Raw genomic sequence first — 25,871 nt, forward strand, 5'->3', positions numbered from 1 at the left:
AATTTGTTTTCTTCTATAGGGGCAAAGTATACGGACTAACCACTTCGATGCCTATCGAAGATTCTATACAGACAGAGATTTTTTCATGCAACAAAGTAAATTTGCGGTCGTAATCGCATCAACAGCTTGGTGGTGGCACTTCCTGAATTAACGGGCGGTGTGCACGTGAGTGCATGAAACAAAACACAAGAGGCCCGTTTTTAAACGGGCCTTTTTTTTATCTTTTTTGCAAACGGAGAAGCGCAAAAATGAGCTTAGCAGAGCTGGGAACGGTTCCCGGAAAAGTCGAAACCATAGAACAAGTAGGCAACTACATTGACGACCCACTGGCGGCGTTTGCACACTTGTGCAAAGACAGCCCCAACTCACTGTTGTTGGAATCGGCAGAAATAGATTCAAAAGATGATTTACAAAGCTTATTACTGGTAGATGCGGCACTTCGAATGGAGTGCAACGGCAATAAGGTGTCTATCAAAGCACTTACCGAAAATGGCGCTTCTCTATTGCCTCTGTTTAAAACCCAATGTCCAACGGGCATTAGTGTTGAAGAAACTTACGATGGTGTTGAGTTAGTGTGTGAAGCCGCTGATCTCTCCCTTGACGAAGACAGTCGTTTAAAAGCCGCCAGCGTAATGGAAGCGCTGCGAGTTATCATCAATTCTGTAGCACCTATTCGTCAACATCCACATGCATTGTTCTTAGGCGGCGTATTTGCCTACGATTTGCTCGCCGGTTTTGAATCACTGCCTGACGTAGGTGAAGGCGACAACGATTGCCCAGACTTTGTTTTTTACCTCGCTGAGACTTTACTCACAGTTGATCATCAAACCAAGAAACTCACCTCATCGGCAGCGTTTTCAGTGGGCCAAATGTAGCACAGCAATATTTTGCATTAAGCCAACGCCTGGAAGCTATTCAACAGCTATTGAAAACAACGCCAGCAATGCCCGAATTGGTACTCAACAAAGCGGGCAAATCTAGCTCGGCGTTGACAGTGAACAAAGATGACGAAACATACTGTAATGATGTTGTCGCACTGAAATCGAATATTCTTGCAGGTGACATTTTTCAGGTAGTGCCTTCTCGTACTTTTTCTCTACCGTGTAAATCACCGCTGTTAGCTTACGCCCATCTAAAACAAGATAATCCAAGCCCCTACATGTTTTTTATGCAAGACCAAAGTTTCTCTATTTTCGGAGCGTCGCCGGAGTCAGCACTAAAGTACGATAGCAGCTCTAATCAGGTTGAGGTATACCCTATTGCAGGTACACGTCCTCGTGGTAAGCGAGAAGACGGCACCATTGATTTTGACTTAGATAGTCGCCTTGAGCTCAACCTTCGAGAAGACAACAAGGAAAAAGCCGAACATATTATGCTGGTTGACCTAGCAAGAAACGATATTGCTAAAGTGAGTCGACCGGGCAGTAGACACGTCAAAGACTTGTTGAAAGTCGACCGTTACTCACACGTTATGCATTTAGTGAGTCGTGTTGTTGGTCAGCTACGAGACGATCTAGACGCACTTCATGCCTACCAAGCCTGCATGAACATGGGCACATTGGTAGGTGCGCCTAAAGTGAGCGCAGCCACTCTTATTCGCAATGTTGAAAAGCAACGCCGCGGTAGTTATGGCGGTGCGGTGGGCTATCTCAACGGAAATGGTGACATGGACACTTGTATTGTCATTCGCTCAGCCTTTGTGAAGAACGACACGGCCTACATTCAAGCGGGTGCTGGTGTGGTGTACGATTCAATCCCACAAGCTGAGGCTGACGAGACTCGTGCGAAGGCACAAGCAGTGATCAGCGCTGTCAGTGCCGCGATTGCTCAGGAGGAGGCGCTATGAACCAGAAAGTGACCGTGTTTTTACTCGATAATGTGGACTCTTTTACCTACAACCTAGTAGACGAGCTTCGCACCTTAGAATTAGATATCAAGGTATACAGAAATACCGTTCCTGCATCATTATTGTTTGAAAAAATGTGTGAACAAGAAGCAAAAGGCCCTGTGCTTTTGTTACTTTCACCAGGGCCAGGTAAGCCCAGTGACGCGGGCTGTATGCCGGAGCTTCTGTCAAAAATTATCGGCCGTTTCCCTGTATTGGGTATTTGCCTTGGTCATCAAGCTATCGTTGAACACTACGGTGGTGTGGTTGAACGTGCCCGCGCAGTGATGCATGGCAAATCTTCGGCAGTACAACACAGTGGTGAGGCTATGTTTAGCAACTTACCACAACCTTTGCACGTAGCGCGCTATCACTCGTTGGCAGCCTCGTCGTTGCCAGAGCAGTTAACGGCCTGCGCATATTGCGAAGAAGACGATGAAACGCGCACGGTTATGGCCGTTTACAATCAAGAGCATGCCGTTCTCGGGTTTCAATTTCATCCGGAGTCTATTCTTACCGCCCAAGGCAGTAAACTCCTAAAGCAAAGTATTGATTATTTAACACAACAAGGAGCGAAACATGTTTGATGCCAGCCCTTTACTTGAAAAACTGCTTGCTCAAGAGTCATTATCTCAGGCTCAATCCTACGCATTGTTCAACAGTGTCATGCATGGTGAACAATCCGAAGTCATGCTCGCTTCACTGCTAACCGCACTGAAAATTAAACAAGAGTCACCCAGTGAAATTGCCGGCGCAGCCAGTGCAATGGTGGCTAACGCCCTCCCCTTTCCAAGTCCAGAGTACGCATTTGCCGATATTGTAGGTACGGGTGGCGACGGTCACAACACCATCAATATCTCTAGTGCGGCTGGCGTTGTAGCAGCATCGTGTGGTGTTAAAGTCGCGAAACATGGAAATCGCAGTGTGTCGAGTAAATCTGGCTCGGCCGATTTGTTTCGCCAATTCGGCCTGAAACTCGATATAACACCTGAATTATCACGAAAGTGTTTAGATGAAACAAATTTCACGTTTTTGTTCGCGCCGGTTTATCACGCGGGAATGCGCCATGCAGCCCCCGTCAGAGCTGCAATGAAGACAAGAACACTATTCAATATACTAGGTCCGCTCGCTAATCCATCAAGTCCCACCCATGGCGTGTTTGGCGTATACTCCCCCGACTTATTGGAGTCTTACGCACAAACGCTCATGTTACTTGGTCAACATAGAGCAATTATTGTGCATGGTGATGGTTTAGACGAGCTGGCACTCCACGGTGAATCCATTGTTCTCGATCTAGAACACGGTGACGTGCGTAAACGAACGGTTACTGCCGAAGATTTCGGTTTGCCGAGTTACCCGCTCACTGCCATAAAAGGTGGTGAACCGGAAGAAAATAAAGCTTTCATTGAAGAGGCATTGTCAGGTAAAGGCGAAGAGGCACACCGTGCTGCCATTGCCATGAATGCAGCTGCACTGATGGTGGTTACCGATAAGGCATCTGACTTCAAAGAAGGTACAGAAAAAGCCATGGCGGCAATGAAAGATGGCGCCCCCATGGAAGTATTAAGCAAAGTGGCGAAGTTAACCCAGGAGGAATCCACTGATGCCTAATGTGCTTGAAAAAATCGTTGCCGACAAACGATTGGAAGTTGAGCAACGAAAAACAGCATTCCCATTAGAGAGTTTTAAGGCCAATTTAACAGCGTCGAGCAAAAGTCTGTTCGACGCGCTAAACGGTCCTAATGCGGGCTTTATTTTTGAATGTAAAAAAGCATCGCCGTCAAAAGGCCTTATTCGCCCTGAGTTCAACCTCGATGAAATTCTAGCGGCCTACACTCCCCATGCTGCGGGTATTTCAGTACTTACCGATGAAAAGTACTTTCAAGGCTCTTATGAGTACTTGAGCTATGTAACCTCTCGCGTTAAGCAGCCTGTGCTCAACAAAGACTTTTTTGTCGACGAATATCAGGTGTACCTTGCTCGTCACTACAATGCTGACGCCGTTTTGCTGATGTTGAGCGTACTCAATGACGAGGAATATTCTCAACTCGCCACACTCGCAGACAGTTTATCGCTCGATATTCTCACTGAAGTCAGTAACGAAGAAGAGATGCAGCGTGCTATCGCGCTTCAAGCGAAAATTATAGGAATCAATAATCGCAACTTGCGCGATCTCTCTACCGACTTGGCAACCACTGAACGACTTGTACCCATGTTAGCCAAAGCTTCACACGACTTTGTTGTGATTTCAGAGTCTGGTATCTACACCCACGAGGATGTGTTACGCCTGTCGCCCGTTAGCGACGGGTTTTTAGTAGGTAGTGCGCTGATGGCGGAAAATGACTTAGTACGCGCGGTGAAAACACTAGTATTTGGTGCGATCAAAGTATGTGGATTAACTTCGGCGGAGCAGGCTCAGGTAGCCTTTAATCAAGGAGCATCGTACGGCGGTCTTATTTTTGCAGAAAAATCGCCTCGCTATGTGACGCCAAATGCTGCAAAAATTATCACGGATAGTCTAGAAGGCAGTTTTGTCGGCGTTTTTGTCAATCATGATGTAGATGAACTCGTTTCTATTGCCCATGATTTAAATCTTGCAGCTGTGCAGCTTCATGGTAGCGAAGATAGCAAGTACCGACAAAGCCTGCGAGATGCGCTCAACCAAGATATCGAAATTTGGCAAGCCGTGGGGGTAAAGGATACGTTGCCCAGTGGCCTTGAAGATTTGCTTGCTGAGCAAAACCTTGATCGCGTTTTACTCGATTGCCAAGTGGGTGATGCCAAGGGAGGCACAGGCCAGAAATTTGATTGGTCTCTTGTCAAAGACATATCAACACCCAGTAAGTTAGTCATTGCCGGCGGAATTTCGACAACATCGGTAAATAAAGCCCTTGCGCTAAATTGCGGCATTGTAGATGTAAATTCAGGCGTAGAAGACGCTCCAGGACAGAAGTCTTCTGAAAAGCTCGCAGCATTATTCGCTGCTTGTCGACGCTATTAGATTGAGAAATGTAGGAAAACAAATGAATCAACTAGAGACTAAGTTTGGTGATTTCGGTGGTATGTACGTACCCGAACTCCTTATACCCGCGTTAGACCAGCTAGAGAAAGCGTTCTTAGACGCCAAGGACGATCCGTCATTTAACGAAGAGTTTTTATCACTGTTGAAAGACTATGCGGGACGCCCAACGTCACTAACACTTACGCGTAATTTAGTGAGCAACCCCAAAGTAAAGCTATACCTAAAGCGAGAAGACCTTCTTCATGGCGGTGCTCATAAAACAAACCAAGTTTTGGGTCAGGCACTACTGACTAAGCGCATGGGTAAAACTGAAGTTATCGCGGAAACTGGCGCGGGACAGCACGGGGTAGCAACTGCGTTAGCATGTGCCTTACTTGGACTTAAAGCAAGAATATACATGGGTGCAAAAGACGTAGAGCGTCAAGCGCCAAACGTGTTCAGAATGAAACTCATGGGTGCTGAAGTTATCCCAGTAAATGCAGGTTCTGGTACTCTTAAAGACGCCGTAAATGAAGCCATGCGCGATTGGTCTGCCAACTACGACAAAGCGCACTACTTGCTGGGTACTGCGGCAGGTCCTCACCCTTTCCCAACCATTGTACGTGAATATCACCGAATGATTGGTGAAGAAACCAAAGCACAAATTCTTGAAAAAGAAGGCCGTTTGCCCGATGCGGTGGTTGCCTGTGTAGGCGGCGGTTCAAATGCTATTGGTATGTTTGCCGATTTCATCGACGCTCCATCAGTCAAGCTTGTGGGTGTAGAACCTGCGGGTAAAGGTGTGCACACTAGTGAACACGGTGCCACCATAGTCACTGGTACCAAAGGGATCCTTCACGGTGCATATACCTACATAATGCAAAACCACGAAGGGCAAATTGAAGAGAGTTATTCTGTTTCTGCCGGTCTCGACTACCCTGCAGTAGGGCCTCAGCACGCCTATCTTGCTGACATCGGACGCGCGGAATATGTCGCCGCTACCGACGAAGAAGCGCTTAACGCCTTCCAACTACTCGCAAGAAAAGAAGGAATCATCCCGGCCCTTGAATCATCCCACGCACTTGCTCACGCATTGAATATGGCTGACGAGGCTGAAGACGAAACTATTATCGTCGTTAACCTATCTGGTCGCGGGGACAAAGACTTAGCGCACGTTATCAATATTTTAGGAGACCAACTCTAATGGACAGATATGCAACTATGTTCGAGGGCTTGAACGAAAAGAATCAAGGTGCCTTTGTTCCGTTCGTAATGATTGGCGATCCGGATATTGATCAGTCTGAAGCCATTATTCGTCAGTTAATCGAGAGTGGTGCAGATGCGCTGGAACTTGGAATACCCTACTCTGACCCCATTGCTGATGGCCCAACGATCCAAGCGGCGAGTATTCGCGCATTGGACAACAAGGTCACTGTTGATGAATGCTTCGCGTTACTAAAGCGCGTTCGCAATGACTTTCCCGAGGTTCCGGTTGGGCTATTGCTATACAGCAACTTGGTGATGGCAAAAGGTATTTCCGGTTTTTACGAGAAAGCTGCAGATGCCGGTGTTGATTCAATTTTGATTGCAGACGTTCCTATCCGAGAAGCAGGTCCATTCAATGCGGCTGCCGAAGAGTACGGGATAGCACAGATACTCATTGCTCCGCCTAATGCGACGGAAGAAACCATGGAACAAATCGGTGAACACTCAAAAGGTTACACCTACCTACTTGGCCGCGCGGGTGTAACAGGTGCGGAAACTGCCGCTAACATTCCAGCATCAGAGCTTATAGAGCGATTAAACGCACATCGCTGTGCACCGCCACTTCTAGGCTTTGGTATATCAACACCAGCTCAGGTCAAAGACGCCATTACTGCAGGTGCAGCAGGTGCGATCTCAGGCTCAGCTACCGTTAATATTATCGCAGATAACTTAGATAAGCCGGCTTCTATGCTCGCTGCACTGGGTGAATTTGTCGGTTCAATGAAAGCAGCCACGCAAAAGGACTAACAATGTTGTATATGATTTGCGCGACAGATGTGGAAAACAGCTTAGAAAAACGCCTTGCAGCGCGACCTGCGCACCTTGAGCGACTTAACGCCCTTAAAAGTGAAGGCAGATTAACGATGGCAGGCCCACTTCCTGCCATTGATAGCCCAGACCCTGGCCCTGCCGGTTTTACCGGTTCGCTAGTTGTTGCTGAGTTCGATTCGCTGGAAGACGCGAAGGCATGGGCTGATAGCGACCCATACATCGAAGCTGGCGTTTATGAAAGCGTGATTGTTAAGCCGTACAAAAAAGTGCTGCCTTAGGCGCAGCACAAAAGCCTCACTAGGCGATTAGGTTTGTGGGGATGCTGTGAACTTTTTACTGCACGCCGTAAACCCAATCCCTGGGGGTTCGGCCTCGGCATCCCTGCCTCGGACGACTAAAAAAAAGTGCATAGCGTCCTCAGTCCACAATCAATTCTATTCCCTACCTGTACCCATCGTAATTAATTCATGTACACTATTGTGCGATGTGTACATACGAAGTTCAGCATTGATTCAGCTCGTATCGGTATACTGAAACGGTAATGTCATCCCATTCACACTGAACGCCAAGAGGTAATATGGTCAGAATACTTAGTGCCCTGCTTATCATGCTTTTCATGGCACTCAGTCCTATTTCCAGTGCTTACGCTCAGCAAATTGCGAGTAAAGCAGAAGCTGCCGATGTTGCTCGTAAAGTGGCGAACGGTAGAGTGCTGCGGGTTGACAAAGTGGGTCAGTTTTATCGAGTAAAAGTACTCAAAAAATCAGGACGGGTAGTGTCTGTAGATATTGATATTCAATCAGGCCAAGTGATACCGCGAGACAAAGGAAATTAGTGTACCTATGCGCATACTTATAGCTGAAGACGATAGTCGCTTATTAACTCAACTAGACGCTTTACTTCAACAGCACGGTTATAGTGTAGACCTTGCCGATAACGGTGAACACGCGCTGTTCCTCATTCAAGAGTACACTTATGATCTCGCCATTATTGATATTGGTTTACCTAAATTAGACGGCTTCGATGTTATTCGCAAAGCCCGAAAAGCCGACATTAAGAGCCCTATTCTGATATTAACCGCTAGAGATCGTTGGCAGGAAAAGGTAGAAGGGCTAGACGCTGGTGCTGATGACTACCTTACCAAACCCTTTCATAATGAAGAGTTACTTGCTCGCGTAAAAGCGCTTATTCGTAGAGCGTCTGGTCAAGCCAACCCTACCGTTGAATTTGGCCCCATTACCTTAGATACGGTCGCTGAAGAAATCACCGTAAATGGAACGCCTTTAGTACTTACCGCCTACGAATATAAGGTAATGGAGTACTTAATGTTGAACCCTCAAAAAGTGATTTCTAAAACCGAACTCACTGAGCATATCTACGACCAGGACTTTGACTTAGACAGCAATGTAATTGAAGTTTTTGTGGGTCGTTTACGCAAGAAACTTGACCCCAAAGGTTCGTTAAAACCCATAGAAACACTTCGCGGTAGGGGTTATCGAATCAACAGGCATTTATGAAGCAATTATCGCTTCGTACCCGCAGTGTGTTGTTCGCTATCGCAACGCTAGCGATATTTACACCTGCCACAGTGTTTACACTAGAGAGCGCTTATACAACCAGTCTTACTCAAGCCAAAATGGGTGAACTCAGACTCATGAATTTGGGCCTGTTAACGGCCTTTGAACTTGATGGGGATATGCCTTACATCCCAGAGATTTTGTATGAAGAGCAGCTCAATCTGCCCGACTCTGGCTATCTGGGGTTAATTGTTTTTCGTGACACAGTAGTATGGCAGTCAGCGTCTGCTCTCAACTTTAATCTTCCCCTACCTGATATTAAGCCGGGAGTAGGAAACGAAATATTTTTAGAATCCCTCAGTGTGCCATTCGATACAGACAACGAATATTTTGCTTATGCCTTTACCGCTGAGTTTGCATCAAGCTCTGATTTCGAGCCTGTGCAATTTTATATCTATAACAACAAGCAAGTGTTTAACGAAGAGCGTCGTATCTTTCTAAACACCACGTGGCAGTGGCTAATAATGCTGTCTACCGCGTTAGTGGTATTGCTTATCTTTGGTGTAAGTTTGGTTTTATCTCCTGTGCGTAATCTAATAGCAGAAATAAGCCAGACGGCACGGGGAGAACAAAAAGAGGTCGAATCAGCCTACCCTAAAGAATTTGACCATTTAAAATCGTCTATTAATTTACTTATCCATACAGAAGCCCAGCAACGAAGCCGCTACAAAAATAGCTTAGGCGACCTTGCCCACAGTCTGAAAACGCCCTTAGCTGTAGCTTTTGGTAGCAAAGGACTTCCGGAACAAACCACTGAAGCGCTCACGCAAATCGACAAAATTATACAGCGACAACTCAAGCGCGCCTCTGCGGGCCAAGCAGGTTGGCAAAAACCAATTGCTGTATTCCCACTCATTACCCGTGTGATAGACGCCATGGACAAGGTTTATCAGCACAAACAACTCGTGCTCGGTATTGATGGCGATTCGGATGCACAGTTTAAAGGTGATGAAACAGACCTTATGGAACTGATGGGTAATTTGCTAGACAACGCGTGCAAAGCGTCCAAACTCAATGTTTTGGTCACAGTAAAGCAACAGAATAACTGGTTAGAAATCTATGTCGATGATGACGGTCCGGGAATACCTGAAAACAAAAAACGTACGCTGTTGAAGCGTGGTGAGCGCTTAGATACCTACGAAGAAGGGCAAGGTATAGGTATGGCAGTAGTGAGTGACTTAGTGGCGATTTACGGCGGCCAACTGCACATTGACCAAGCACCAGACCAAGAAGATATTCCTCTTGGTGGCGCTAGAATAGTCGTGAGATTTCCGATTTAGCTCGTTGTCTTTCCGTCGCTCGACAGCAAAACGGCTAGCCACTTGCTCTCTTCTCGAGATTCTAAAGCAATCTTAACTACCATGGTCAGAGGTACAGAAAGTAACATCCCAACGGTGCCCAATAACCATCCCCAGAAGATCAACGACAAAAACACAACTAGCGTCGAAAGCCCCATTCCACGTCCCATCAATCGTGGTTCAACGATATTGCCCATAACGGTATTGACGAGCAAAAAGCCCAATGCAGCCATACCAGCAGAGGCTACACCGTATTGAACAAATGCAATCATAACGGCAGGAACCGCTGCAATGATAGAACCGATATTGGGAATATAGTTGAGCATAAACGCAAGCACGGCCCACAACATAAAGTGGTCAACCCCCATGACGTAAAGCCATATGCCGATGATGGTGCCAGTCCCCAAGCTCACTACGGTTTTAATCGCAAGGTAACTATTTACTGAGCGAATAAAGCGATCAATATGCTTCATTTTCATATCAGGATCGGCAAGGGCGATATGTAGTCGATGAGGCATACTGTTGGCTTCGAACAACATAAAAATAACCGTAAGCAAAATAAGAAATAGGTTAGATAACACACCGCCCATACCGCTTATAAAGTTAGTTGCCACCGACATTGCTGTTGCTGGGTCTAGGTGTGCAGCGATTAAATCACCGTTGATATTAATGTTGTACTCGCTAAGCTTGCCTACAATCCACGCAAACTCTTTGTCTAGTTGAGTGCGGTACGTAGGCAAGTTCTCGCGAAACTCTGTCATTGATTGACCAACTAACCCCGCCAAAAGAAAACCAAATACCACAATAATCAGTATTACAAAGGTAATAGATAACCAACGCGGTACCCCGAACTTAGAGGTGTAGTTAATAATCGGGCTGCACGCAATTGCGATAAATATCGACAAGAAAAAAGGTACCATTATTGTGCTGGCTGCTTTTATGCCAGCCAGTACAACGACTAGACATGCCAATACAATCATGACTTTAGCGGTGGGGGATCGGAGTTCCATCATCTATTTGTGCTACATTCCTAAACAATGGACAACACTCTACCTTGAGTTTTATACAACTACAAACACGAGAATTACATGACATTTAATTTAGCCACCATCAGAATTAAAAATCTGCGCCTAAGAACCTACATTGGTATCAATGAAGATGAAGTACTGAACAAACAAGACGTTGTGGTTAACGTTAAAATTGATTATGACGCAGAAAAGGCGACTAGTTCAGACGACATGAACGACGCGTTAAACTATAAGACTATTACGAAAGCAATCATTCGCTTAGTGGAAGATAATCGTTTTTCGCTGTTGGAAAAGCTCACCGCTGATATTCTTGCTATTGCCGCTGACCACTCTAGTGTTCGCTATGCTGAAGTCGAAGTCGACAAACCACATGCACTGCGTTTTTCAGATTCTGTGTCACTCATGCTGTCATGTAACAAACCAGGATAAAAACAGGGACATAGATGAAAATATTTCTTACTGGTGGCACCGGCCTAATTGGGAAGCACTTTATCGATACTTATCACAGTGAACATCACTTCACCGTACTGAGCCGCTCTCCTGAAATCGCGAAAAAACAACTGTCGTCATCAGTAAGCATTGTCAATCAGCTTAATGACATCGATGACATTGGCGAATTTGATGCGGTAATCAATCTTGCTGGTGAACCCATTGCAGATAAACGATGGACGAAAAAACAAAAGCGTACTATCTGCGAAAGTCGCTGGGACACAACCTCTGCCCTAGTCGACAAGATTAACCAGTCGGCTAACCCGCCATCCGTTTTTTTGTCAGGCTCTGCCATTGGCTACTACGGCCGTCAAGGGGACGCGGAAGTCGTCGAGACGACCACTCCCCACAAAGAATTTACTCATGACGTATGTGTGAAATGGGAAGCGATAGCTAATACCATTGATTCATCTAAAACCCGTTTATGCATACTTCGTACGGGCGTAGTGTTAGCCTCAGAAGGTGGGGCGCTTGATAAAATGGCACTCCCCTTCAAACTTGGCTTGGGTGGCAAAATTGGTTCGGGTAAACAATACCTTTCGTGGATCCATATCGACGATATGGTGCAAGCGATGATGCACCTACTGACTCATAACGATACCCAAGGGAACTTTAATTTCACGGCACCACATCCTGTGACAAATAGTGAATTTTCGTCGACGTTAGCCAGAGCGTTAAAACGTCCGTGTTTATTTACCGTACCCCGTATTACGATGAAGTTAGCCATGGGGGAATCTGCAGATATGATACTTGAAGGGCAAAAAGTCGTCCCCCAACGGCTCTTAGCATCGGGTTATCAATTTAGCTACCCCAACCTTGATGGTGCACTCGGCGCAATTTACAGCCAATAATTACACGGATAGTTAAGGGTTGTGATTCTGTGCTGTAAGGATAACAATAGTGTGACATTATCACACTGAAACCTTGTTCTTATGCGACACATACTTTTTGCATTGCTGGGTGCAGGCGTGCTCTCGCTCAGCGCCTGCGGCTCTTCGGAAACCACTTCCCCTATGAACCTAGAATCTCAAGAACCATATGAGCTCAGAATAGCCACCTTCAACGTCAGTATGGAGGCCGACAACTACGCTAGCGAAGGGGCTAGTGAGGTCTCTTCAGATGCACTAACGGTAGCGTTAGCAAACGGCGAGCATTCACAAATCCAAAACATCGCGGAAATAATTCAACGCACTCGCCCACAGATCATATTGCTCAATGAGTTTGACTACATTGCAGACTCGTCAAAGGGCATCGACCTCTTTAGGACGAACTATCTCAACCAGCCACAAAACGGTTTGTCGCCCATCGACTATCCCTATGTGTATTTAGCGCCAGTCAATACTGGAGTAAAAACCCAGCTCACTGATAGTAATCTGAGCATGTTCGGTTTTGGCAAATATCCCGGGCAATACGCCATGGTATTACTTTCTCAATACCCTATTAATACCGACCAAGTAAGAACGTTTCAAAAGTTTCTTTGGAAAGATATGCCCAGCCATATCATGCCTTCCAATGAGCAAGGAGAAAGTTGGTATGATGAAGATGCAGTCAGCATCATGCGACTATCTTCTAAATCTCATTGGGACGTACCTATCAATGTGTGTGGAGAAACTATTCATGTACTCGCGAGCCACCCAACGCCACCTGTATTTGATGGAGCAGAGGACAGAAATGGGCGTAGGAACTTTGATGAAATACGCTTTTGGGCTGACTACATTACGCCTCAAACAGCAACCTATCACTATGATGATCTTGGCAACACAGGAGGCCTAGCTGCCGACAGTCACTTTGTGATTTTGGGGGATTTGAATGCCAGTTCCGTCGAGGGTGATGCCTATCCTGGCGCGATGGATCAACTACTCAAACACCCAAGAGTTGCCAACTACCCAGCCCCTACCAGTGAAGGTGGAAAGGAAAACCGCCCAGACAATAGCTATGCTGCAAACCATACCGCATACTGGGGCATGCGTGCGGATTACGTGTTACCGTCGTCTACTCTCAATGTGGTCACAAGCGGCGTATATTGGCCTACATCTACAGAAGATGAATATCGACTCGTGGAAAGCAGACAAGCATCGTCTGACCACAGAATGGTTTGGGTGGATGTCAAGCTTAGCAAAGATAGTTGTGCCTCTGATTAGCGCCATCGAGTGAATGTCTCAAACTTTTTGGAATTAGTTTAGTTTTTCGCTATAAATGATGTAAGCCATGTCGTTTGAGGTCAGTAGTTTGATTAAATGTGAAGGTGTAAAACGCTTTTTTTGTGGAATGTTAGCGTCATTATTGCTGGTTATTCCTTCTTTGGCGCTTTCATCAGATGATGTGGTTTATTCTGGAACAGCTAGGGATGACTACACGACTCAATTGCTCAGTCTCGCCCTGTCATATCACGGCGACAGATATAACCTGAAAGCCTTTGGTGCCGAAATTCCTAAACCACGAGTGTTTGCCTTGCTGGCTGCCAATGATGGTATTGATGTTATCGTGGGTGGCGCCAGTCTGGAGCGCGCATCTAAATATCAGATGATTCCGTTTCCATTACTCAAAGGATTAAATGGCTGGCGAATGGCATTGGTACACGATACCCAACCAAGACTATTTGAAGAGAAGAAAACCGAAGAATTTAAAGCATATGTAGCCGGTCAGTTTCACACCTGGACGGATACGAAGATCCTGTCTGCCAATCAAATCACTGTATTCAAAGGGACAAATGCGGAAGGATTGTATGACATGCTCGCCAGGCAGCGGTTTGATTATTTTCCTCGCTCTGTGCTCGAAATTGAATGGGACTTCAATAGCCGTCGACATTTACCGCTGGCTATTGAACAGACTGCCTTAATTTATTACCCCACCGCCTATGTTTTTTACGTAAGTAAACAAAACAAACAGCTGGCCGAAGACATTTTAGTCGGATTACAACAAGCCCAATCTGACGGTAGCTTTGAACAGTTGTTTAATGAATTTTATGGCGACGTGGTTAACAAACTTATTCAAGACAACCGAAGCGTCTATCGTCTAAGCAATCCATTTTTGCCTCACAATATCCCTACTGAGCGAAAAGAATTGTGGCTTAACTTCGAAGGTTAAGTCCATACACACGCCATTGCTTTGTAAGCTCAAACGCTTTACTAAGAGTTTGGAAAATTCTCAAGATCTTCTTCGGTTGCGCCTTCATTACACTCCCCACGCAACTGAACTGTTCCTTCCGCGGAATAGTAATCCAATTCCATATAGCCTTCTCGGCAATATCCATTGTCTTGTAAAATCATATCCAGTCTATCCAACACGCGAGTTTTCTCGTTTTGCTGATTATTGGCACTGTTACCTCGTGGATCACCTTGACCTCTGTTTCCTTCGCGACCGCCACCACCTTGTCCACCGCGGCCTTCATTGCCACCACTTCTTGCTCCACGTTGTGAGCCTCTGTCCTGACCACCACGCGCACGCCCCATAGACATACTAAAGTTAAACTGTTTTGAGCCATCACTAAATATTTTAGTAACGAACGTTTCAACGTTACGTCCTGGCCGTTCATGCTTTTTACTCGCACAGCTGGTTATTACGAGTACAGAGAAAAGAATGCATAGTAATTTTGTTTTCATCGCTAATGATTATCGTAGAAGTGAGTAAGTCTGATGTTACCTTACTTGATGGCTAAGTAACGCAATCTGCACAATATCTCCTTTAATTGCGAAACATCTCCACATTTTGAATGGGGAAACAGAAGGAGTAGCTTTAAACTACTGCTCAACCTTTTAATGGCACTGCACACAAAAAAAGGGTTCAAGAAATCTTGAACCCTTTTAAGAAACGCTCTGTTAACTAAACCATTTTTCTGAGCAATTGTGAGGTGTTAAGGGCCAACAAACGCCAGCATCCTAGCGCGCCCAAAATGCCAACCACAATGGCACCAACAAGAGGAGCTATTAGCCAATATTCTAGGTGTATGCTGCTCTCCATTTGGAACACCCTAGACTGCAGCATGTATAAACTGAGTTCATTAGCAAGAGCAGCCATCCCACCAGCAACTAGCCCTATAATCACAAACTCAAACACTACACTCTGACGAATAAGTTTACCTTTCGCACCCAGCGTTCTGAGAATGGCAAGCTCCTGTCTTCTCTCGTCCATACTCGCTTGCACTTGAGCAATCAGTACTAAGCTTCCCGCAGCAAGCACGAGAACAAGAATAAACTCTACCGCTACCGACACTTGGTCAACAATTTCGCGGAGCTGGTTGATTCGCGCGTCAACGTCGAACATGGTGATAGACGAAAAAGGCTGCAACAAGCTAGTCAGCTCAGGTTTCCTCTCTGTGGGTAAAAAGAAACTCGTGATATAGGTTGGCCTAAACGCTTCCATCGCTTCTGGGTGAATGATGAAAAAGAAGTTAGGCTGCATAGTCTGCCAATTCACCGTTCTAATACTGGTCACTTCGGTATTAACGATTTCACTGCCAATATTAAACGTTAAGTTATCGCCCATTTTAATGTCGAGGCGCATGGCAATTTCTTGTTCTACCGATACAGGGTAAACACCACTTGCCGCAAAATCAGTTGTATCTAGGCCACCATGCCATGTACCTTCAACCACGTTGTTTTCTTTTTGGAGCAGGTTACTCCAAGTCAAGTTGGCCTCTCGACCAAGCCCTTGTCTTGAAGATTCACCTTCGCCTTCGTCCTCTTTCGAGACTGATGTTCTAACTGACTCACCGTTGACCGACGCAAAGCGCCCACGAGTCACCGGATAAAAAGCATCTATACTGACATCGCGCTGTGAAAAATGAGTATCTAGCGCGTCTTTTTGTTCTGGCGTAATATTGATCAGAAAGTAATTTGGCGTACCTTCGGGCAACTGAGAACGCCATTGCTCAACCATGTCGTTGCGCATGACCAAGACGACCAGCAACAGCATTATGGTTACCGAGAAACTAATCAACTGGACACTGTTGTCCATAGCTCTGCGTCTGATACGTGCCCACGCGAGTTGCCAAGGCCCCATCGACCCAGCACCGAGTTTTCTGCCGATAAGAATTAACCCATAGGTTACTGCGACTAGCCCTACAACCAGCGCAACACCTGAAACAAACAAGATTAGACTGATCTCTAAATTACGGCTGTATGCAAACATCAGCAAGAAAATCGCCGAGCCAGCACTCAAGAACTGAATGCCCTTTGAACTTAAACTTGCGTTCATATCACGTCGCAATACGCGTAGTGGCGGGATAGAAAATAGCTGCATTAGCGGATAAAGAGAAAACAGCAAGGCACAAATACCACCAGTAAACACAGCAATAAAGAACGGACGCCAGTGCCAAACGTCAAGCGCAACATCGACACGATCTGCCAGCGCCCATACGACAAGTTGCTGCCCCACAAGCCCGATGATCACACCAATGAATATCCCCGCAAGGGCAATAAAAACCACTTGGAATAAATATACCCATCGGATGGTACTTTTCGTTGCACCCAAGGTTTTCATTATTGCCACCGGATCATAGTGGCGCTGACTATACCGCTGCGCTGCCACAGCAATAGATACTGCGGCCAACACAATGGCTAATAAACTCGCGAGCAAGAAATACCGTTCTGCGCTAGCTACTGAACGACCAATAGCCGAATCGTCATCTGAGACCGCTCGCCAACGATGCACTTCCCGGTTAAGCTGAGGCGATAACCAGTCGTAGTAATCCTCCAAAGCTCCATCATTACCCGCAAAATAACTCACGTAGTCAGCGCGGCTACCGGGGCCAACCACTGAGGTCGCTTCAATATCTTGCAATCGAATTAAAACGATAGGATCAGTGTTAAATACGCTAAAGCCAGCATCAGGGATATCGATTAATACACGGCTTACGGTAAACAGACTGTCACCAATCTCCACCTGATCGCCCAACTCAATATCAAGGGTTTGAAACAATCGAGACTGTATCCACGCATGCCCCGGCTCAGGAAGTCCGTCTATCACTTCTGGCGATCCAAAAGGCATATCTGAAACAGTAATGTCACCTTTTAATGGATACGTACTGTTCACTGCACGTAAATCCACCAAGGACATATTTTCTTCACCGAATACCATAGAACGCGCAGAAATTCGCTGAGCGGTTTGTAACTCTCGCGACTGCGCTTCCGCGAGCCAAGCTTCATCCACAGGCTTGTCAGAACGCAATTGAGTATCAGCAGCAATGAAGGCCGCTGAACGTGACTTAAGTGCCTGTTGTAGGCGCTCACTGAATAGGGATAGTGACAACACTGCACTGACAGAAAGTACAATAGCGAGCAAAATAATTGTCAGCTCACCACGGCGAGCTTCGTGCTTAAATAATCGCCATGCTAGATTTGTTATCATTGTCATTTACACGGCCTCTTTGCGGTCTTCCACACCAATCAAAGTAGACTCTGTCAACACACCGCCTTGCATCGTCAATTGACGATCACATTGCTGTGCGAGTGTGTTGTCATGGGTAACTAAAACTAGAGTCGTTCCTTGCTCTTTGTTCAGGTTGAATAACAACTCTTCAACTTTCTTACCGTTTGCCGCATCCAGATTACCGGTGGGCTCATCAGCAAAAAGAATTTTGGGCTGCGTTATAAATGCACGAGCGATAGCGACACGCTGCTGCTCACCACCTGAAAGTTGATTGGGGTAATGATGAGCTCTGTGTGATAAGCCCACTTGCTCAAGAATATCTTGCGCACGCTTTTTGGGGTTATCCAATCCAGCTATTTCCGCAGGAAGCATCACGTTTTCGAGTGCGGTTAGGCTTTGCACCAGCATAAAACTTTGGAAGATAAAACCTACCTTCTGACCACGAAGCACAGCTCGAGCTTCTTCATCCATATTATGGAGTGGAGCGTCATCTAAAAAGATTTCCCCTTCAGAGACTTCATCGAGCCCAGCCAATAACCCCAATAAAGTCGATTTACCGGAACCGGACGCACCAATAATGGCAATGGACTCTCCAGTATTGACTTCGAATGAAATTGGTTGAAGGATCTGAAGGTCACCTTCGGTCGTAGTGACTGTTTTGGTTACATTGGCTGTTTTAATCATAAGAGGTCTTATACTCGTGTTTTTTAAGTACTCAAACGTAATCACGTTCTTGTTTATATTGTTATTAATACCAACGAGCGCCTATTCAGATCAGCATAATGATGCCGCACCTGCACATTCGGCCAAGTTACTGGTACTGGGTGATAGCCTAAGCGCTGCGTATGGACTGAAGCAACAACAAGGTTGGGTTAGTTTGTTACAAAATAAGTGGCACAACGAGCAAATTCCGATTGAAATAGTAAATGCTGCGGTGAGTGGAGAGACCACTGATGGTGGCTTGGCCCGTTTGCCCCGCTTACTAGAACAGCACTCACCAACGCACGTGTTGTTAGAGTTAGGCGGAAATGATGGCCTACAAGGGCATAATATCAATAAAGTGAAAACCAACCTCTCATCCATGGTTGAGCTTGCACAAAACGCAGGCGCCAAAGTCTATATTCAAGAGATGCAGATACCAACTAACTATGGACGTCGCTACACACAAATGTTTACAAATAGCTTTGATGAAATCGCTAACCAGTACGGTATTGAAAAGATTCCGTTTTTTCTTGAGCACATTGCTCTAAAACCCGAGCTTATGCAAAACGACGGAATTCATCCAAACCTAGAAGCGCAACCAATGATTGCAGAGTTTATGTACAATGCACTTACACCGCTCGTACTCGGTCAGGTTGCGTTGAGCAAGTAGCCAAAACACACCAGATACACTACACTGTGGTGGTTAGGTGTTAACTATTTCGAGGACATCCGATGGACGTATCTTCAGCAACATCATCACCAGTTTCAACGGTATTACAGTCGCCGCAACAATCGCCCCGCAACACCCAAGCACAAGCTAGCGAGGCGCCTCCACCGCCACCACCTGAGCCAGCGGAGCGACTGGAGTCATCAAATGGTCGTATAGGTTCGCAGATCGACGTAGTGGTTTAACGAATACACTTAGCCGTTAAACCCATAGCTACGCTTTATTTCAACGACCTCAACCTTGTATGAGGTGTACCACTGCTTTTTGCCATTTTCTTGAGCAAGAGCGTGGTCTGGGTCTTTTTTCCAGTTGAGAATACTTTGTTCATCTGGCCAATAAGATATCGCTACTTCCTCGTCACCTTCGGTGACCGCAATAAAGTCGATACAACCGTATTTATCGAAAGCTAAAGCTCTCATCTTGTTGACCGTGTCTGAATACAGCGCATCTTGTACGCCAGTTTTTGCGCGAAAAATCACTGCATACATCACTCATCTCCTTGTTAGCGATTAAGTGTTTAGGGTCATGCCTTCTTAACAAATTTAGCCGTTACCATCATTTCACCTACACCATCGACTTTGCAGTCGAGTTCGTGATCTTTCTTGTCTAATACACGGCGTATAAGGGCCTTAGTGCCAATCTTGATAACTTGTGAACTACCCTTGATTTTAAGGTCTTTTATCACGGTGACTTTGTCACCATCATTCAGCAAAGCACCATTTGCGTCTTTGACTTGAACGGCATCTTCATCGGCCTCATTGGGATCCCACTCGTGACCACACTCAGGGCATATCAACAAGTTCTGGTCTTGATATACATATTCGGAATTACACGCAGGACAGGGAGGTAAAGACATTACTTGCTACTCAATAGGTCAATTTTGCGCATAGATTAATCCTAAACAAACTATTTAGCGAGCTATCCTTCATTTAAACGAATAATGCGTGCTACTGATTCATACTTAAAACATATTATTAACACAACTTTAAAAACAAACCCAAGGTTGAACAAAAATCAACCAAAAATAGCTGAGATGTTAAAACTTTATAAATAACAGTAATCTACAAAACTTTGGTGACGTAGAAATAACGGTAACTATCTCGATTACGGTGCATTTATTGCTTATTTATTACATTGCCTAATTCCCGATAGAAGCTACTCATGGATTCTATTTTCCTCATATTTTGTGCCGCACTGGTTTTTTTAATGCAAGCGGGCTTTCTTTGCCTTGAAACGGGTAAAGTTCGTAGTAAAAACAGCATAAATGTAGCGGCCAAGAACCTGTCCGACTTCATTTTGTCATCAATTATCTTTTGGGTGTTTGGCTTCGGCATCATGTTTGGCATGTCAAATTGGGGCTATTTTGGTTCAAGTGAGTTCTTTTTTGGTGCAGAACAGTCTGCACCGCAGGTGAGTTTCTTCCTTTTTCAAATGATGTTTTGTGGTACAACGGCAACCTTGGTATCTGGCGCAGTCGCGGAAAGAATGTCTTACCGCGGATACTTGTTAACAACTTTGGTACTTTGTGCCCTGATTTACCCTATCGTAGGACATTGGAGCTGGGCATCTTTATACAACAACGAAAATACTGGATGGCTAGAATCTCTCGGATTTTACGACTTTGCAGGCGCCACGGTTGTGCACTCCGTTGGAGGCTGGGTAAGCTTAGCTGCCATTATGATTATTGGCGCAAGGCAAGGTCGATTCAGCAATGACGTCCCCTTTCCCGCAGGCAGCAATCTCCCCTTGTCAGCGCTGGGTACATTACTCATCTGGTTGGGGTGGTTTGGCTTTAACGGTGGCAGTACACTCGCCTTCAATGACCAAGTTCCCCTAATACTCCTAAACACCTGTATTGCTGCTATTTTTGGCGGGCTGAGCGCCAGCGCAATCTTTTACTACCGTAACAAGTACATTGATGTAGGTTTTATTCTCAATGGTATTATCGCCGGGCTAGTAGCAGTCACGGCTTGTGCAAATGTCGTTACTCCGGCCAGCGCTGCGCTTTTGGGCATAGTTGCCGGTATTATTATCGTATTGGGCGAACAGCTTCTCATTAAATGTAAATTGGACGATGCTCTTGGCGTAGTGCCTGCTCACCTTTTCGCAGGAATTTGGGGAACCATCGCAGTTGTTATATTTCACAAAGAGATCCCCCTATTTTCTCAAGGTTTTTGGCAACAACTTATGGTGCAGTGCCTTGGTGTTGCCGTCATCGGTATGTATAGTTTCAGCGTAAGCTGGGTACTACTCCGTTTTATCAACAAGCATATTCGCCTGCGAGTAAATGCAGAGCAAGAATATCTCGGTATGAACGTTACCGAGCACAGAGCAACGACAGAATCGCTAGACCTACTCAACTCGATGAATGACCAAGCAACCGACGCTAATTTTAGTGAGCGGGTTCCCGAGGAACCTTATACTGAGATTGGGCAAATTGCCTATCAGTACAATAGAGTCATAGATAGAGTGCAACATGAGATGGAACAAAGAGATTTAGCACTGAATGACTTTAAAAGTAGTGAAAAGCGCAAGAGCGCCATACTTAATTCTTCCATGGACAGTATTGTCACTATCAGCCTCAATGGCCAAATTTTAGAATTTAATCCAGCAGCAGAAAGAACCTTTGGTTGTTTACACTCAAAGGTGAGAAATAAAAGTTTTGTCGAATTATTCGTGCAGGAAGAAGACCAAGAGCGTGTTCGTAATAGCTTAAATAACCGTTTTGCGGAATCTACTGGGCTTCTGATCAACAGAAGAAACACCATACAACTACTAAGAGCCACCGGAGACAAATTCCCGGCAGAACTCACCATTACGGGAACCACGTTTGGAAGTACGATCAGTAATGAATTTACTCTACATATTCGCGACGTGACTCGACAACGAAGATTACAAGAGAAATTAAGACAGCTAGCTTACAGTGACCCGTTAACCGGTTTGTATAATCGCACTTATTTTCTTGATGCTTTGAAAGCGGCTATTCCTCGACTATCCAATCAAGAAGAGAGTGTCACACTTTTCTTTCTCGACTTAGACCGCTTCAAAAAAATAAACGACACCCTTGGGCATAAAGCTGGCGACGAGCTGCTACTTGAAGTAGCAAAACGACTCACCAATGTGACTCGAAATAATGACACTGTAGGGCGTTGGGGAGGTGACGAGTTTGTCATCATGATGACAGGGCGACACAACAGAAACAGTGTGGCAGCGCATGCTACAAAAATCCTTCAAGTGATGCGCGAAAACGTCACATTGTGTGGGAACGAACTTCGCATCCCTACGAGCATCGGCATAAGTATTACTACTGATCCGGAAGTATCCCCTGCAACACTGATACAACAAGCTGATATCGCAATGTATCATGCGAAAAAAGCAGGTAGAGACAACTTTAAGCTATTCACATCAAGTATGGCACAACAGGCGTCAGACAGCTTCGATGCAGAGCAATCGTTAAATCAGTCACTTAAAGATGGACAAGCCATAGTGCTTTACTACCAACCTAAGGTTGATAGTCATGAGCAACTCACAGGCTTAGAAGCGCTGGTAAGACTGAGGGCTGCGAACAATGAGATCATACCGCCCTCAGCTTTTATTCCGTTAGCAGAAGAGTCTGGTCAGATAGTACGGCTCGAGCAATTGATCATCCAAAATGTGTTTGAACAAATTGCAAAATGGCGAACTTCACTTTACTCAATGCCCAGAGTGTCGATTAACCTATCTGGAATTCACCTTCTCTCTGATGGTTTTCTGAGTTTTATCGAGCAACAAATGGCACGCTATGGAATTCTTGGTGAGTGGATTGAGTTTGAGGTAACGGAAAGTGTATTCCTAGACGATATCGACAAGTGCATCACTGTATTGAAGCAGCTCCAGACACTTAATATTGCGATATCTATTGATGACTTTGGTACAGGATACTCGTCATTGAACTATCTAAAAGCCTTACCGGTAGATGTACTAAAGATAGATAGAGCCTTTGTGAACGAATGCGCTACGGTAAAAGAAGATGCAAAGATCTGTTCAACGATTATTGAGCTAGCTCAGTCACTCAATTTAAGAACAGTGGCCGAAGGTGTGGAAAACCAAGCTCAGCTAGAGTTTTTGTCTGACAACGGTTGTAACGAGTTCCAAGGATTTTACTTCTATAGACCGTTGACTAGTGAGCAAACCACACAACTTTTATCAGAGAGTCAGGATAAAGCATCGCAACGTATATACGAAACATCAGCGTGCACGTGATAAAGTGCAAGCTCTATTCACTATAACTGCGCAACACCTTAACGATATCATCTGCATCAGTTAGACGACGGATATCCGAAAATAGCGTGTCTGCTTCCTGATACTGACGCTTCAAATAGCCACACCATTGTTTGATGCGATTGGGGTAGTAGCGCCCTTTGTCTCCGTAGATTTCATAGCCGGAGTAGTCAATAAGGAGTGATGTGAGTTCATTCCAAGGCATGGGAGCATCGCCATTAAGTATACAGTTGGCCAAGTTCGGCAATGCTAATGCACCACGGCCAATCATGAGGCTCGTCACACCCGAACGCTCCATGCACAGCTTGGCGTCTTCTTCACTCCATATTTCGCCGTTAGCGACCAATGGAATATCAGTGTGTTTCTTGATTTTGGCGATCCATTCCCAATATGCAGGGGGTTTGTACCCTTCTGTTTTAGTTCGCGCGTGAACTACCAGTTCAGAGGCTCCTGCTTCCGTGATAGCACAAGCGTTTTCTATAGCGAGTGATTTATCTTCATATCCCAAGCGAATCTTTGCCGACACTGGCTGGTCATCAGGTACCGCGTCTCTCACGGCCCGAACGATATCAAACAGGGTTTGCGTGTGTTGTAGTAATACCGCCCCACCCTTGCTTTTATTGACTGTTTTGGCTGGGCAACCAAAGTTTAAATCAACACCAGGCGAACCCAATTCAATGGCTGTGAGTGCGTTCTCTGCAAGCCACTCTGGGTGCTGTCCGAGTAATTGCACTCGCACAGGAACACCGGCTGGCGTTTTACCACCATTGTGTAATTCAGGGCACAAGCGATAGAAGGTTTTCTTTGGAAGTTTTTGGTCAACAACACGAACAAATTCAGTGACACACTGATCAAATCCACCCACACGAGTCAACATGTCGCGCATTAAGTGATCAACAACCCCTTCCATCGGAGCAAGCATTACTTTCATTAGAGACTACACTGGTAATAAATTTTAGTGGGGAGGTAACCCACTGCTAAGAAAATCGGCGCGGGATTTTAGCAAAACAGAGCGTTTAGGGCTAATTTTTGTTCGATGTTAGCTTAGTGTTTATAGCTGGCGTAACACGGGCCATTATTGCATCACGTTGAGCGTCGGAGTACTGTGTCCACGACATGATTTCCTCCCGACTACGAAAGCAGCCTGTACAATTGTCATCTTCATCTAATTTACATTGTGCTAGACAGGGCGAAATCATAAAGAACTACTCATTAGGTTCAGATACTGAACGTTGATCGTGCCACAAACACACATACACGCCAAATTTATTGTCTAAATACTGCATAAAGTCACTTTCACTACCAAATTCACCCGTTACCAATTGCTGGTAATAGCCGTTATAGATGAGTGCAGAAAAATAAAACATACTTGGCCCTCCGTATAGGAAGGCCAATCATACATTTAGACGTCTATACTTTCAAACGTCTACAGCTCTATAACTTCAATTTGCTTTGCTGATATAAGCTAGCCCGGCAAGTATTGTTGCCACTTGGGCATCGTTACAGTTGTCAGCGGTAGCATTTGCACTGTCTGGATAGACTTCTGTGGTGGTGACATAAAGAGCATTTGTCATTCCAGCACACAGGAAAAGTGATTTCTTGTCGTAACAAATAACACCATTACTGACCACATCTGCCCCAATAATTTGACCTCGGTCATCAGGCGGCGCGATATGAGTAACTCGCTCTACCGCTTCGATCATCGCTTGTTGAAATGCTAACTGAGGGTTTGGTGTGTCAGCTACCAAGTAAAACCCGTCAGGGATGTTCCAGTTGTTCTGTGTTATTCCATCTCGAGCGGCCAACGCCGGCCTAAACTCAGAATTATCTGTGTCAGTGGTTTCATGAAGATCGATATGCATTACGAATTCAACGTCCAACGACGCAACAAAATCCATCACCAAGCGAGATTCAGTAGCGGGAGAATCTGGATAAAAAGAACGGTTGGGATCGATTGCCAATGGGTTCCAACGATTGATGGTTTCGTATCCCCACGGACTAACACAGGGGACAACAACAATATTGAATTCACTCGATACGGTGCTCAATTTTTCAAGCACGAATTTTATCGCACCTTGCACACCACTAGTTTCATAACCATGAACGCCACCAGTAACCAAAACAGAAGGTTTATTCGTGTCAAATTGTTGAGGTACAACGGCATTTAAAGGGTAACGAGATTCATTGTAAGGCAGTGCGCCATACTGCTGCAGTTTGTAACCTGCAGGAAGTAACGCCAGCTTGTCGAGCACCTCTTCTTTGTAGCTGCGTTTTATTGATTGGGCGTTACGCCACTGTAGTTTTTCATCGTCTCCCCAGGGCACGCCTGGAGAACCGATTGGATATGCTTGCATAAAGAATTCCTTCGAACCAAAAGTAGGAAAATATGCAATAACAATAGCAACTAAGCGTTCTTTGGAAAAGCCTGTAGCGATGTAGTGTACGAGGATAGCGCTAAAAGCGAGACGAAAAAAAACCAGCATAAAGCTGGCTTTTTT

At 45.4% G+C, this 25,871-nt stretch carries 26 protein-coding genes, 1 pseudogene and 1 other annotated feature; of the genes and pseudogenes, 17 read left to right on the forward strand and 10 right to left on the reverse strand.

Translation table 11 applies throughout. The features are described 5' to 3' along the window. Window positions 1-121 precede the first annotated feature (121 nt). Window positions 122-218 (forward strand) — a sequence feature (Trp leader region). 30 nt (window positions 219-248) lie between these two features. The 10 genes and pseudogenes from EYS00_RS09610 to EYS00_RS09655 all read left to right on the forward strand — a co-directional run bounded on the left by EYS00_RS09610 (window position 249) and on the right by EYS00_RS09655 (window position 9,780). Then, window positions 249-1,846 (forward strand): annotated as a pseudogene (locus EYS00_RS09610) (anthranilate synthase component 1). Continuing rightward, window positions 1,843-2,472, forward strand: a complete 630-nt coding sequence (locus EYS00_RS09615) for an aminodeoxychorismate/anthranilate synthase component II (protein ID WP_130636323.1) — start codon at window positions 1,843-1,845, stop codon at window positions 2,470-2,472. The pseudogene EYS00_RS09610 and the gene EYS00_RS09615 overlap by 4 nt, the downstream one beginning before the upstream one ends. Then, window positions 2,465-3,496: an anthranilate phosphoribosyltransferase gene (gene trpD / locus EYS00_RS09620; RefSeq protein WP_130636324.1), complete on the forward strand. Its 1,032-nt coding sequence runs from the start codon at window positions 2,465-2,467 to the stop codon at window positions 3,494-3,496. The genes EYS00_RS09615 and trpD overlap by 8 nt, the downstream gene beginning before the upstream one ends. Beyond that, complete coding sequence (gene trpCF / locus EYS00_RS09625) at window positions 3,489-4,886, forward strand: bifunctional indole-3-glycerol-phosphate synthase TrpC/phosphoribosylanthranilate isomerase TrpF (protein ID WP_130636325.1); 1,398 nt, start codon at window positions 3,489-3,491, stop codon at window positions 4,884-4,886. The genes trpD and trpCF overlap by 8 nt, the downstream gene beginning before the upstream one ends. A gap of 22 nt (window positions 4,887-4,908) precedes the next feature. Next, a complete protein-coding gene (trpB, locus tag EYS00_RS09630; RefSeq protein ID WP_130636326.1) occupies window positions 4,909-6,090 on the forward strand; it encodes a tryptophan synthase subunit beta in 1,182 nt (393 codons plus the stop codon). Next, a complete protein-coding gene (trpA, locus tag EYS00_RS09635; protein WP_130636327.1) occupies window positions 6,090-6,899 on the forward strand; it encodes a tryptophan synthase subunit alpha in 810 nt (269 codons plus the stop codon). Before trpB ends, trpA begins: the two co-directional genes overlap by 1 nt. A gap of 2 nt (window positions 6,900-6,901) precedes the next feature. Continuing rightward, window positions 6,902-7,201 (forward strand): YciI family protein, encoded by a 300-nt coding sequence (locus EYS00_RS09640; protein WP_130636328.1) that lies wholly within the window; start codon window positions 6,902-6,904, stop codon window positions 7,199-7,201. Window positions 7,202-7,500: 299 nt separating this feature from the next. Continuing rightward, a complete protein-coding gene (locus EYS00_RS09645) occupies window positions 7,501-7,758 on the forward strand; it encodes a PepSY domain-containing protein (RefSeq protein ID WP_130636329.1) in 258 nt (85 codons plus the stop codon). Window positions 7,759-7,765: 7 nt separating this feature from the next. Then, window positions 7,766-8,440 (forward strand): response regulator transcription factor, encoded by a 675-nt coding sequence (locus tag EYS00_RS09650; RefSeq protein WP_130636330.1) that lies wholly within the window; start codon window positions 7,766-7,768, stop codon window positions 8,438-8,440. Next, window positions 8,437-9,780: an ATP-binding protein gene (locus EYS00_RS09655; protein WP_130636331.1), complete on the forward strand. Its 1,344-nt coding sequence runs from the start codon at window positions 8,437-8,439 to the stop codon at window positions 9,778-9,780. Before EYS00_RS09650 ends, EYS00_RS09655 begins: the two co-directional genes overlap by 4 nt. Here the strand turns inward: EYS00_RS09655 and EYS00_RS09660 are convergent. Continuing rightward, on the reverse strand, window positions 9,777-10,808 hold the full coding sequence (locus EYS00_RS09660) for an AI-2E family transporter (RefSeq protein ID WP_130636369.1): 1,032 nt from the start codon (window positions 10,806-10,808) through the stop codon (window positions 9,777-9,779). The genes EYS00_RS09655 and EYS00_RS09660 overlap by 4 nt on opposite strands. 78 nt (window positions 10,809-10,886) lie before the next feature. Between EYS00_RS09660 and folX the strand changes: the two genes are divergently transcribed. The 4 genes from folX to EYS00_RS09680 all read left to right on the forward strand — a co-directional run bounded on the left by folX (window position 10,887) and on the right by EYS00_RS09680 (window position 14,402). Next, window positions 10,887-11,255, forward strand: a complete 369-nt coding sequence (folX, locus tag EYS00_RS09665) for a dihydroneopterin triphosphate 2'-epimerase (protein WP_130636332.1) — start codon at window positions 10,887-10,889, stop codon at window positions 11,253-11,255. 14 nt (window positions 11,256-11,269) lie between these two features. Beyond that, on the forward strand, window positions 11,270-12,166 hold the full coding sequence (locus EYS00_RS09670; protein WP_130636333.1) for a TIGR01777 family oxidoreductase: 897 nt from the start codon (window positions 11,270-11,272) through the stop codon (window positions 12,164-12,166). An 81-nt stretch (window positions 12,167-12,247) separates the two neighbouring features. After that, window positions 12,248-13,456: an endonuclease/exonuclease/phosphatase family protein gene (locus EYS00_RS09675; RefSeq protein ID WP_130636334.1), complete on the forward strand. Its 1,209-nt coding sequence runs from the start codon at window positions 12,248-12,250 to the stop codon at window positions 13,454-13,456. Window positions 13,457-13,523: 67 nt separating this feature from the next. After that, window positions 13,524-14,402, forward strand: a complete 879-nt coding sequence (locus EYS00_RS09680; protein WP_130636335.1) for a hypothetical protein — start codon at window positions 13,524-13,526, stop codon at window positions 14,400-14,402. Between the two features lie 41 nt (window positions 14,403-14,443). Here the strand turns inward: EYS00_RS09680 and EYS00_RS09685 are convergent, their stop codons facing one another. The 3 genes from EYS00_RS09685 to EYS00_RS09695 form a co-directional block, all read right to left on the reverse strand. After that, window positions 14,444-14,917 carry a hypothetical protein gene (locus tag EYS00_RS09685; RefSeq protein ID WP_130636336.1) on the reverse strand — a complete coding sequence of 158 codons (474 nt, stop codon included), beginning with the start codon at window positions 14,915-14,917 and terminating at the stop codon, window positions 14,444-14,446. A 220-nt stretch (window positions 14,918-15,137) separates the two neighbouring features. Continuing rightward, the gene (locus EYS00_RS09690) at window positions 15,138-17,669 is read right to left on the reverse strand and encodes an ABC transporter permease (protein ID WP_130636337.1); all 2,532 of its coding nucleotides are present in this window, start codon (window positions 17,667-17,669) and stop codon (window positions 15,138-15,140) included. Beyond that, window positions 17,670-18,368 carry an ABC transporter ATP-binding protein gene (locus EYS00_RS09695; RefSeq protein ID WP_130636338.1) on the reverse strand — a complete coding sequence of 233 codons (699 nt, stop codon included), beginning with the start codon at window positions 18,366-18,368 and terminating at the stop codon, window positions 17,670-17,672. A 16-nt stretch (window positions 18,369-18,384) separates the two neighbouring features. Between EYS00_RS09695 and EYS00_RS09700 the strand changes: the two genes are divergently transcribed. Both EYS00_RS09700 and EYS00_RS09705 read left to right on the forward strand, forming a co-directional pair. Then, a complete protein-coding gene (locus tag EYS00_RS09700) occupies window positions 18,385-19,056 on the forward strand; it encodes an arylesterase (RefSeq protein ID WP_130636339.1) in 672 nt (223 codons plus the stop codon). Between the two features lie 62 nt (window positions 19,057-19,118). After that, entirely contained in the window at window positions 19,119-19,298 is a 180-nt protein-coding gene (locus EYS00_RS09705) for a hypothetical protein (protein WP_130636340.1), read from the forward strand. A gap of 9 nt (window positions 19,299-19,307) precedes the next feature. Here EYS00_RS09705 and EYS00_RS09710 read toward each other — a convergent pair whose 3' ends face one another. Then, the gene (locus EYS00_RS09710) at window positions 19,308-19,601 is read right to left on the reverse strand and encodes an antibiotic biosynthesis monooxygenase (protein WP_130636341.1); all 294 of its coding nucleotides are present in this window, start codon (window positions 19,599-19,601) and stop codon (window positions 19,308-19,310) included. A gap of 35 nt (window positions 19,602-19,636) precedes the next feature. Beyond that, the gene (locus EYS00_RS09715) at window positions 19,637-19,969 is read right to left on the reverse strand and encodes a zinc ribbon domain-containing protein YjdM (RefSeq protein WP_130636342.1); all 333 of its coding nucleotides are present in this window, start codon (window positions 19,967-19,969) and stop codon (window positions 19,637-19,639) included. A 305-nt stretch (window positions 19,970-20,274) separates the two neighbouring features. Between EYS00_RS09715 and amt the strand changes: the two genes are divergently transcribed. Next, window positions 20,275-23,355, forward strand: coding sequence for an ammonium transporter (amt, locus tag EYS00_RS09720; RefSeq protein WP_130636343.1), 3,081 nt, complete (start codon window positions 20,275-20,277; stop codon window positions 23,353-23,355). Between the two features lie 13 nt (window positions 23,356-23,368). Here amt and EYS00_RS09725 read toward each other — a convergent pair whose 3' ends face one another. The 4 genes from EYS00_RS09725 to EYS00_RS09735 form a co-directional block, all read right to left on the reverse strand. Next, window positions 23,369-24,304 (reverse strand): tRNA-dihydrouridine synthase, encoded by a 936-nt coding sequence (locus EYS00_RS09725; protein ID WP_130636344.1) that lies wholly within the window; start codon window positions 24,302-24,304, stop codon window positions 23,369-23,371. A 91-nt stretch (window positions 24,305-24,395) separates the two neighbouring features. Further along, window positions 24,396-24,572, reverse strand: a complete 177-nt coding sequence (locus EYS00_RS09730) for a DUF1289 domain-containing protein (protein ID WP_130636345.1) — start codon at window positions 24,570-24,572, stop codon at window positions 24,396-24,398. 6 nt (window positions 24,573-24,578) lie between these two features. Then, on the reverse strand, window positions 24,579-24,740 hold the full coding sequence (locus EYS00_RS20525; protein ID WP_165399346.1) for a hypothetical protein: 162 nt from the start codon (window positions 24,738-24,740) through the stop codon (window positions 24,579-24,581). A 75-nt stretch (window positions 24,741-24,815) separates the two neighbouring features. After that, the gene (locus EYS00_RS09735) at window positions 24,816-25,727 is read right to left on the reverse strand and encodes a M14 family metallocarboxypeptidase (RefSeq protein ID WP_130636346.1); all 912 of its coding nucleotides are present in this window, start codon (window positions 25,725-25,727) and stop codon (window positions 24,816-24,818) included. Window positions 25,728-25,871: the final 144 nt, after the last annotated feature.

Source organism: Alteromonas sp. KUL49 (assembly GCF_006538345.1).
Classification (GTDB): domain Bacteria; phylum Pseudomonadota; class Gammaproteobacteria; order Enterobacterales; family Alteromonadaceae; genus Alteromonas.

What these genes read in the sequence shown, in the direction of transcription:
- trpA (WP_130636327.1), top strand. Translation starts at nt 6,090, where the DNA reads ATGGACAGATATGCAACTATGTTCGAGGGCTTGAACGAAAAGAATCAA.
- trpCF (WP_130636325.1), top strand. Translation starts at nt 3,489, where the DNA reads ATGCCTAATGTGCTTGAAAAAATCGTTGCCGACAAACGATTGGAAGTT.
- folX (WP_130636332.1), top strand. Translation starts at nt 10,887, where the DNA reads ATGACATTTAATTTAGCCACCATCAGAATTAAAAATCTGCGCCTAAGA.
- trpD (WP_130636324.1), top strand. Translation starts at nt 2,465, where the DNA reads ATGTTTGATGCCAGCCCTTTACTTGAAAAACTGCTTGCTCAAGAGTCA.
- EYS00_RS09715 (WP_130636342.1), bottom strand. Translation starts at nt 19,969, where the DNA reads ATGTCTTTACCTCCCTGTCCTGCGTGTAATTCCGAATATGTATATCAA.
- EYS00_RS09655 (WP_130636331.1), top strand. Translation starts at nt 8,437, where the DNA reads ATGAAGCAATTATCGCTTCGTACCCGCAGTGTGTTGTTCGCTATCGCA.
- EYS00_RS09675 (WP_130636334.1), top strand. Translation starts at nt 12,248, where the DNA reads ATGCGACACATACTTTTTGCATTGCTGGGTGCAGGCGTGCTCTCGCTC.
- EYS00_RS09735 (WP_130636346.1), bottom strand. Translation starts at nt 25,727, where the DNA reads ATGCAAGCATATCCAATCGGTTCTCCAGGCGTGCCCTGGGGAGACGAT.
- EYS00_RS09615 (WP_130636323.1), top strand. Translation starts at nt 1,843, where the DNA reads ATGAACCAGAAAGTGACCGTGTTTTTACTCGATAATGTGGACTCTTTT.
- EYS00_RS09695 (WP_130636338.1), bottom strand. Translation starts at nt 18,368, where the DNA reads ATGATTAAAACAGCCAATGTAACCAAAACAGTCACTACGACCGAAGGT.
- EYS00_RS20525 (WP_165399346.1), bottom strand. Translation starts at nt 24,740, where the DNA reads ATGTTTTATTTTTCTGCACTCATCTATAACGGCTATTACCAGCAATTG.
- amt (WP_130636343.1), top strand. Translation starts at nt 20,275, where the DNA reads ATGGATTCTATTTTCCTCATATTTTGTGCCGCACTGGTTTTTTTAATG.
- EYS00_RS09670 (WP_130636333.1), top strand. Translation starts at nt 11,270, where the DNA reads ATGAAAATATTTCTTACTGGTGGCACCGGCCTAATTGGGAAGCACTTT.
- EYS00_RS09705 (WP_130636340.1), top strand. Translation starts at nt 19,119, where the DNA reads ATGGACGTATCTTCAGCAACATCATCACCAGTTTCAACGGTATTACAG.
- EYS00_RS09725 (WP_130636344.1), bottom strand. Translation starts at nt 24,304, where the DNA reads ATGAAAGTAATGCTTGCTCCGATGGAAGGGGTTGTTGATCACTTAATG.
- EYS00_RS09645 (WP_130636329.1), top strand. Translation starts at nt 7,501, where the DNA reads ATGGTCAGAATACTTAGTGCCCTGCTTATCATGCTTTTCATGGCACTC.
- EYS00_RS09660 (WP_130636369.1), bottom strand. Translation starts at nt 10,808, where the DNA reads ATGGAACTCCGATCCCCCACCGCTAAAGTCATGATTGTATTGGCATGT.
- EYS00_RS09685 (WP_130636336.1), bottom strand. Translation starts at nt 14,917, where the DNA reads ATGAAAACAAAATTACTATGCATTCTTTTCTCTGTACTCGTAATAACC.
- trpB (WP_130636326.1), top strand. Translation starts at nt 4,909, where the DNA reads ATGAATCAACTAGAGACTAAGTTTGGTGATTTCGGTGGTATGTACGTA.
- EYS00_RS09640 (WP_130636328.1), top strand. Translation starts at nt 6,902, where the DNA reads ATGTTGTATATGATTTGCGCGACAGATGTGGAAAACAGCTTAGAAAAA.
- EYS00_RS09650 (WP_130636330.1), top strand. Translation starts at nt 7,766, where the DNA reads ATGCGCATACTTATAGCTGAAGACGATAGTCGCTTATTAACTCAACTA.
- EYS00_RS09690 (WP_130636337.1), bottom strand. Translation starts at nt 17,669, where the DNA reads ATGACAATGATAACAAATCTAGCATGGCGATTATTTAAGCACGAAGCT.
- EYS00_RS09730 (WP_130636345.1), bottom strand. Translation starts at nt 24,572, where the DNA reads ATGATTTCGCCCTGTCTAGCACAATGTAAATTAGATGAAGATGACAAT.
- EYS00_RS09680 (WP_130636335.1), top strand. Translation starts at nt 13,524, where the DNA reads ATGTCGTTTGAGGTCAGTAGTTTGATTAAATGTGAAGGTGTAAAACGC.
- EYS00_RS09710 (WP_130636341.1), bottom strand. Translation starts at nt 19,601, where the DNA reads ATGTATGCAGTGATTTTTCGCGCAAAAACTGGCGTACAAGATGCGCTG.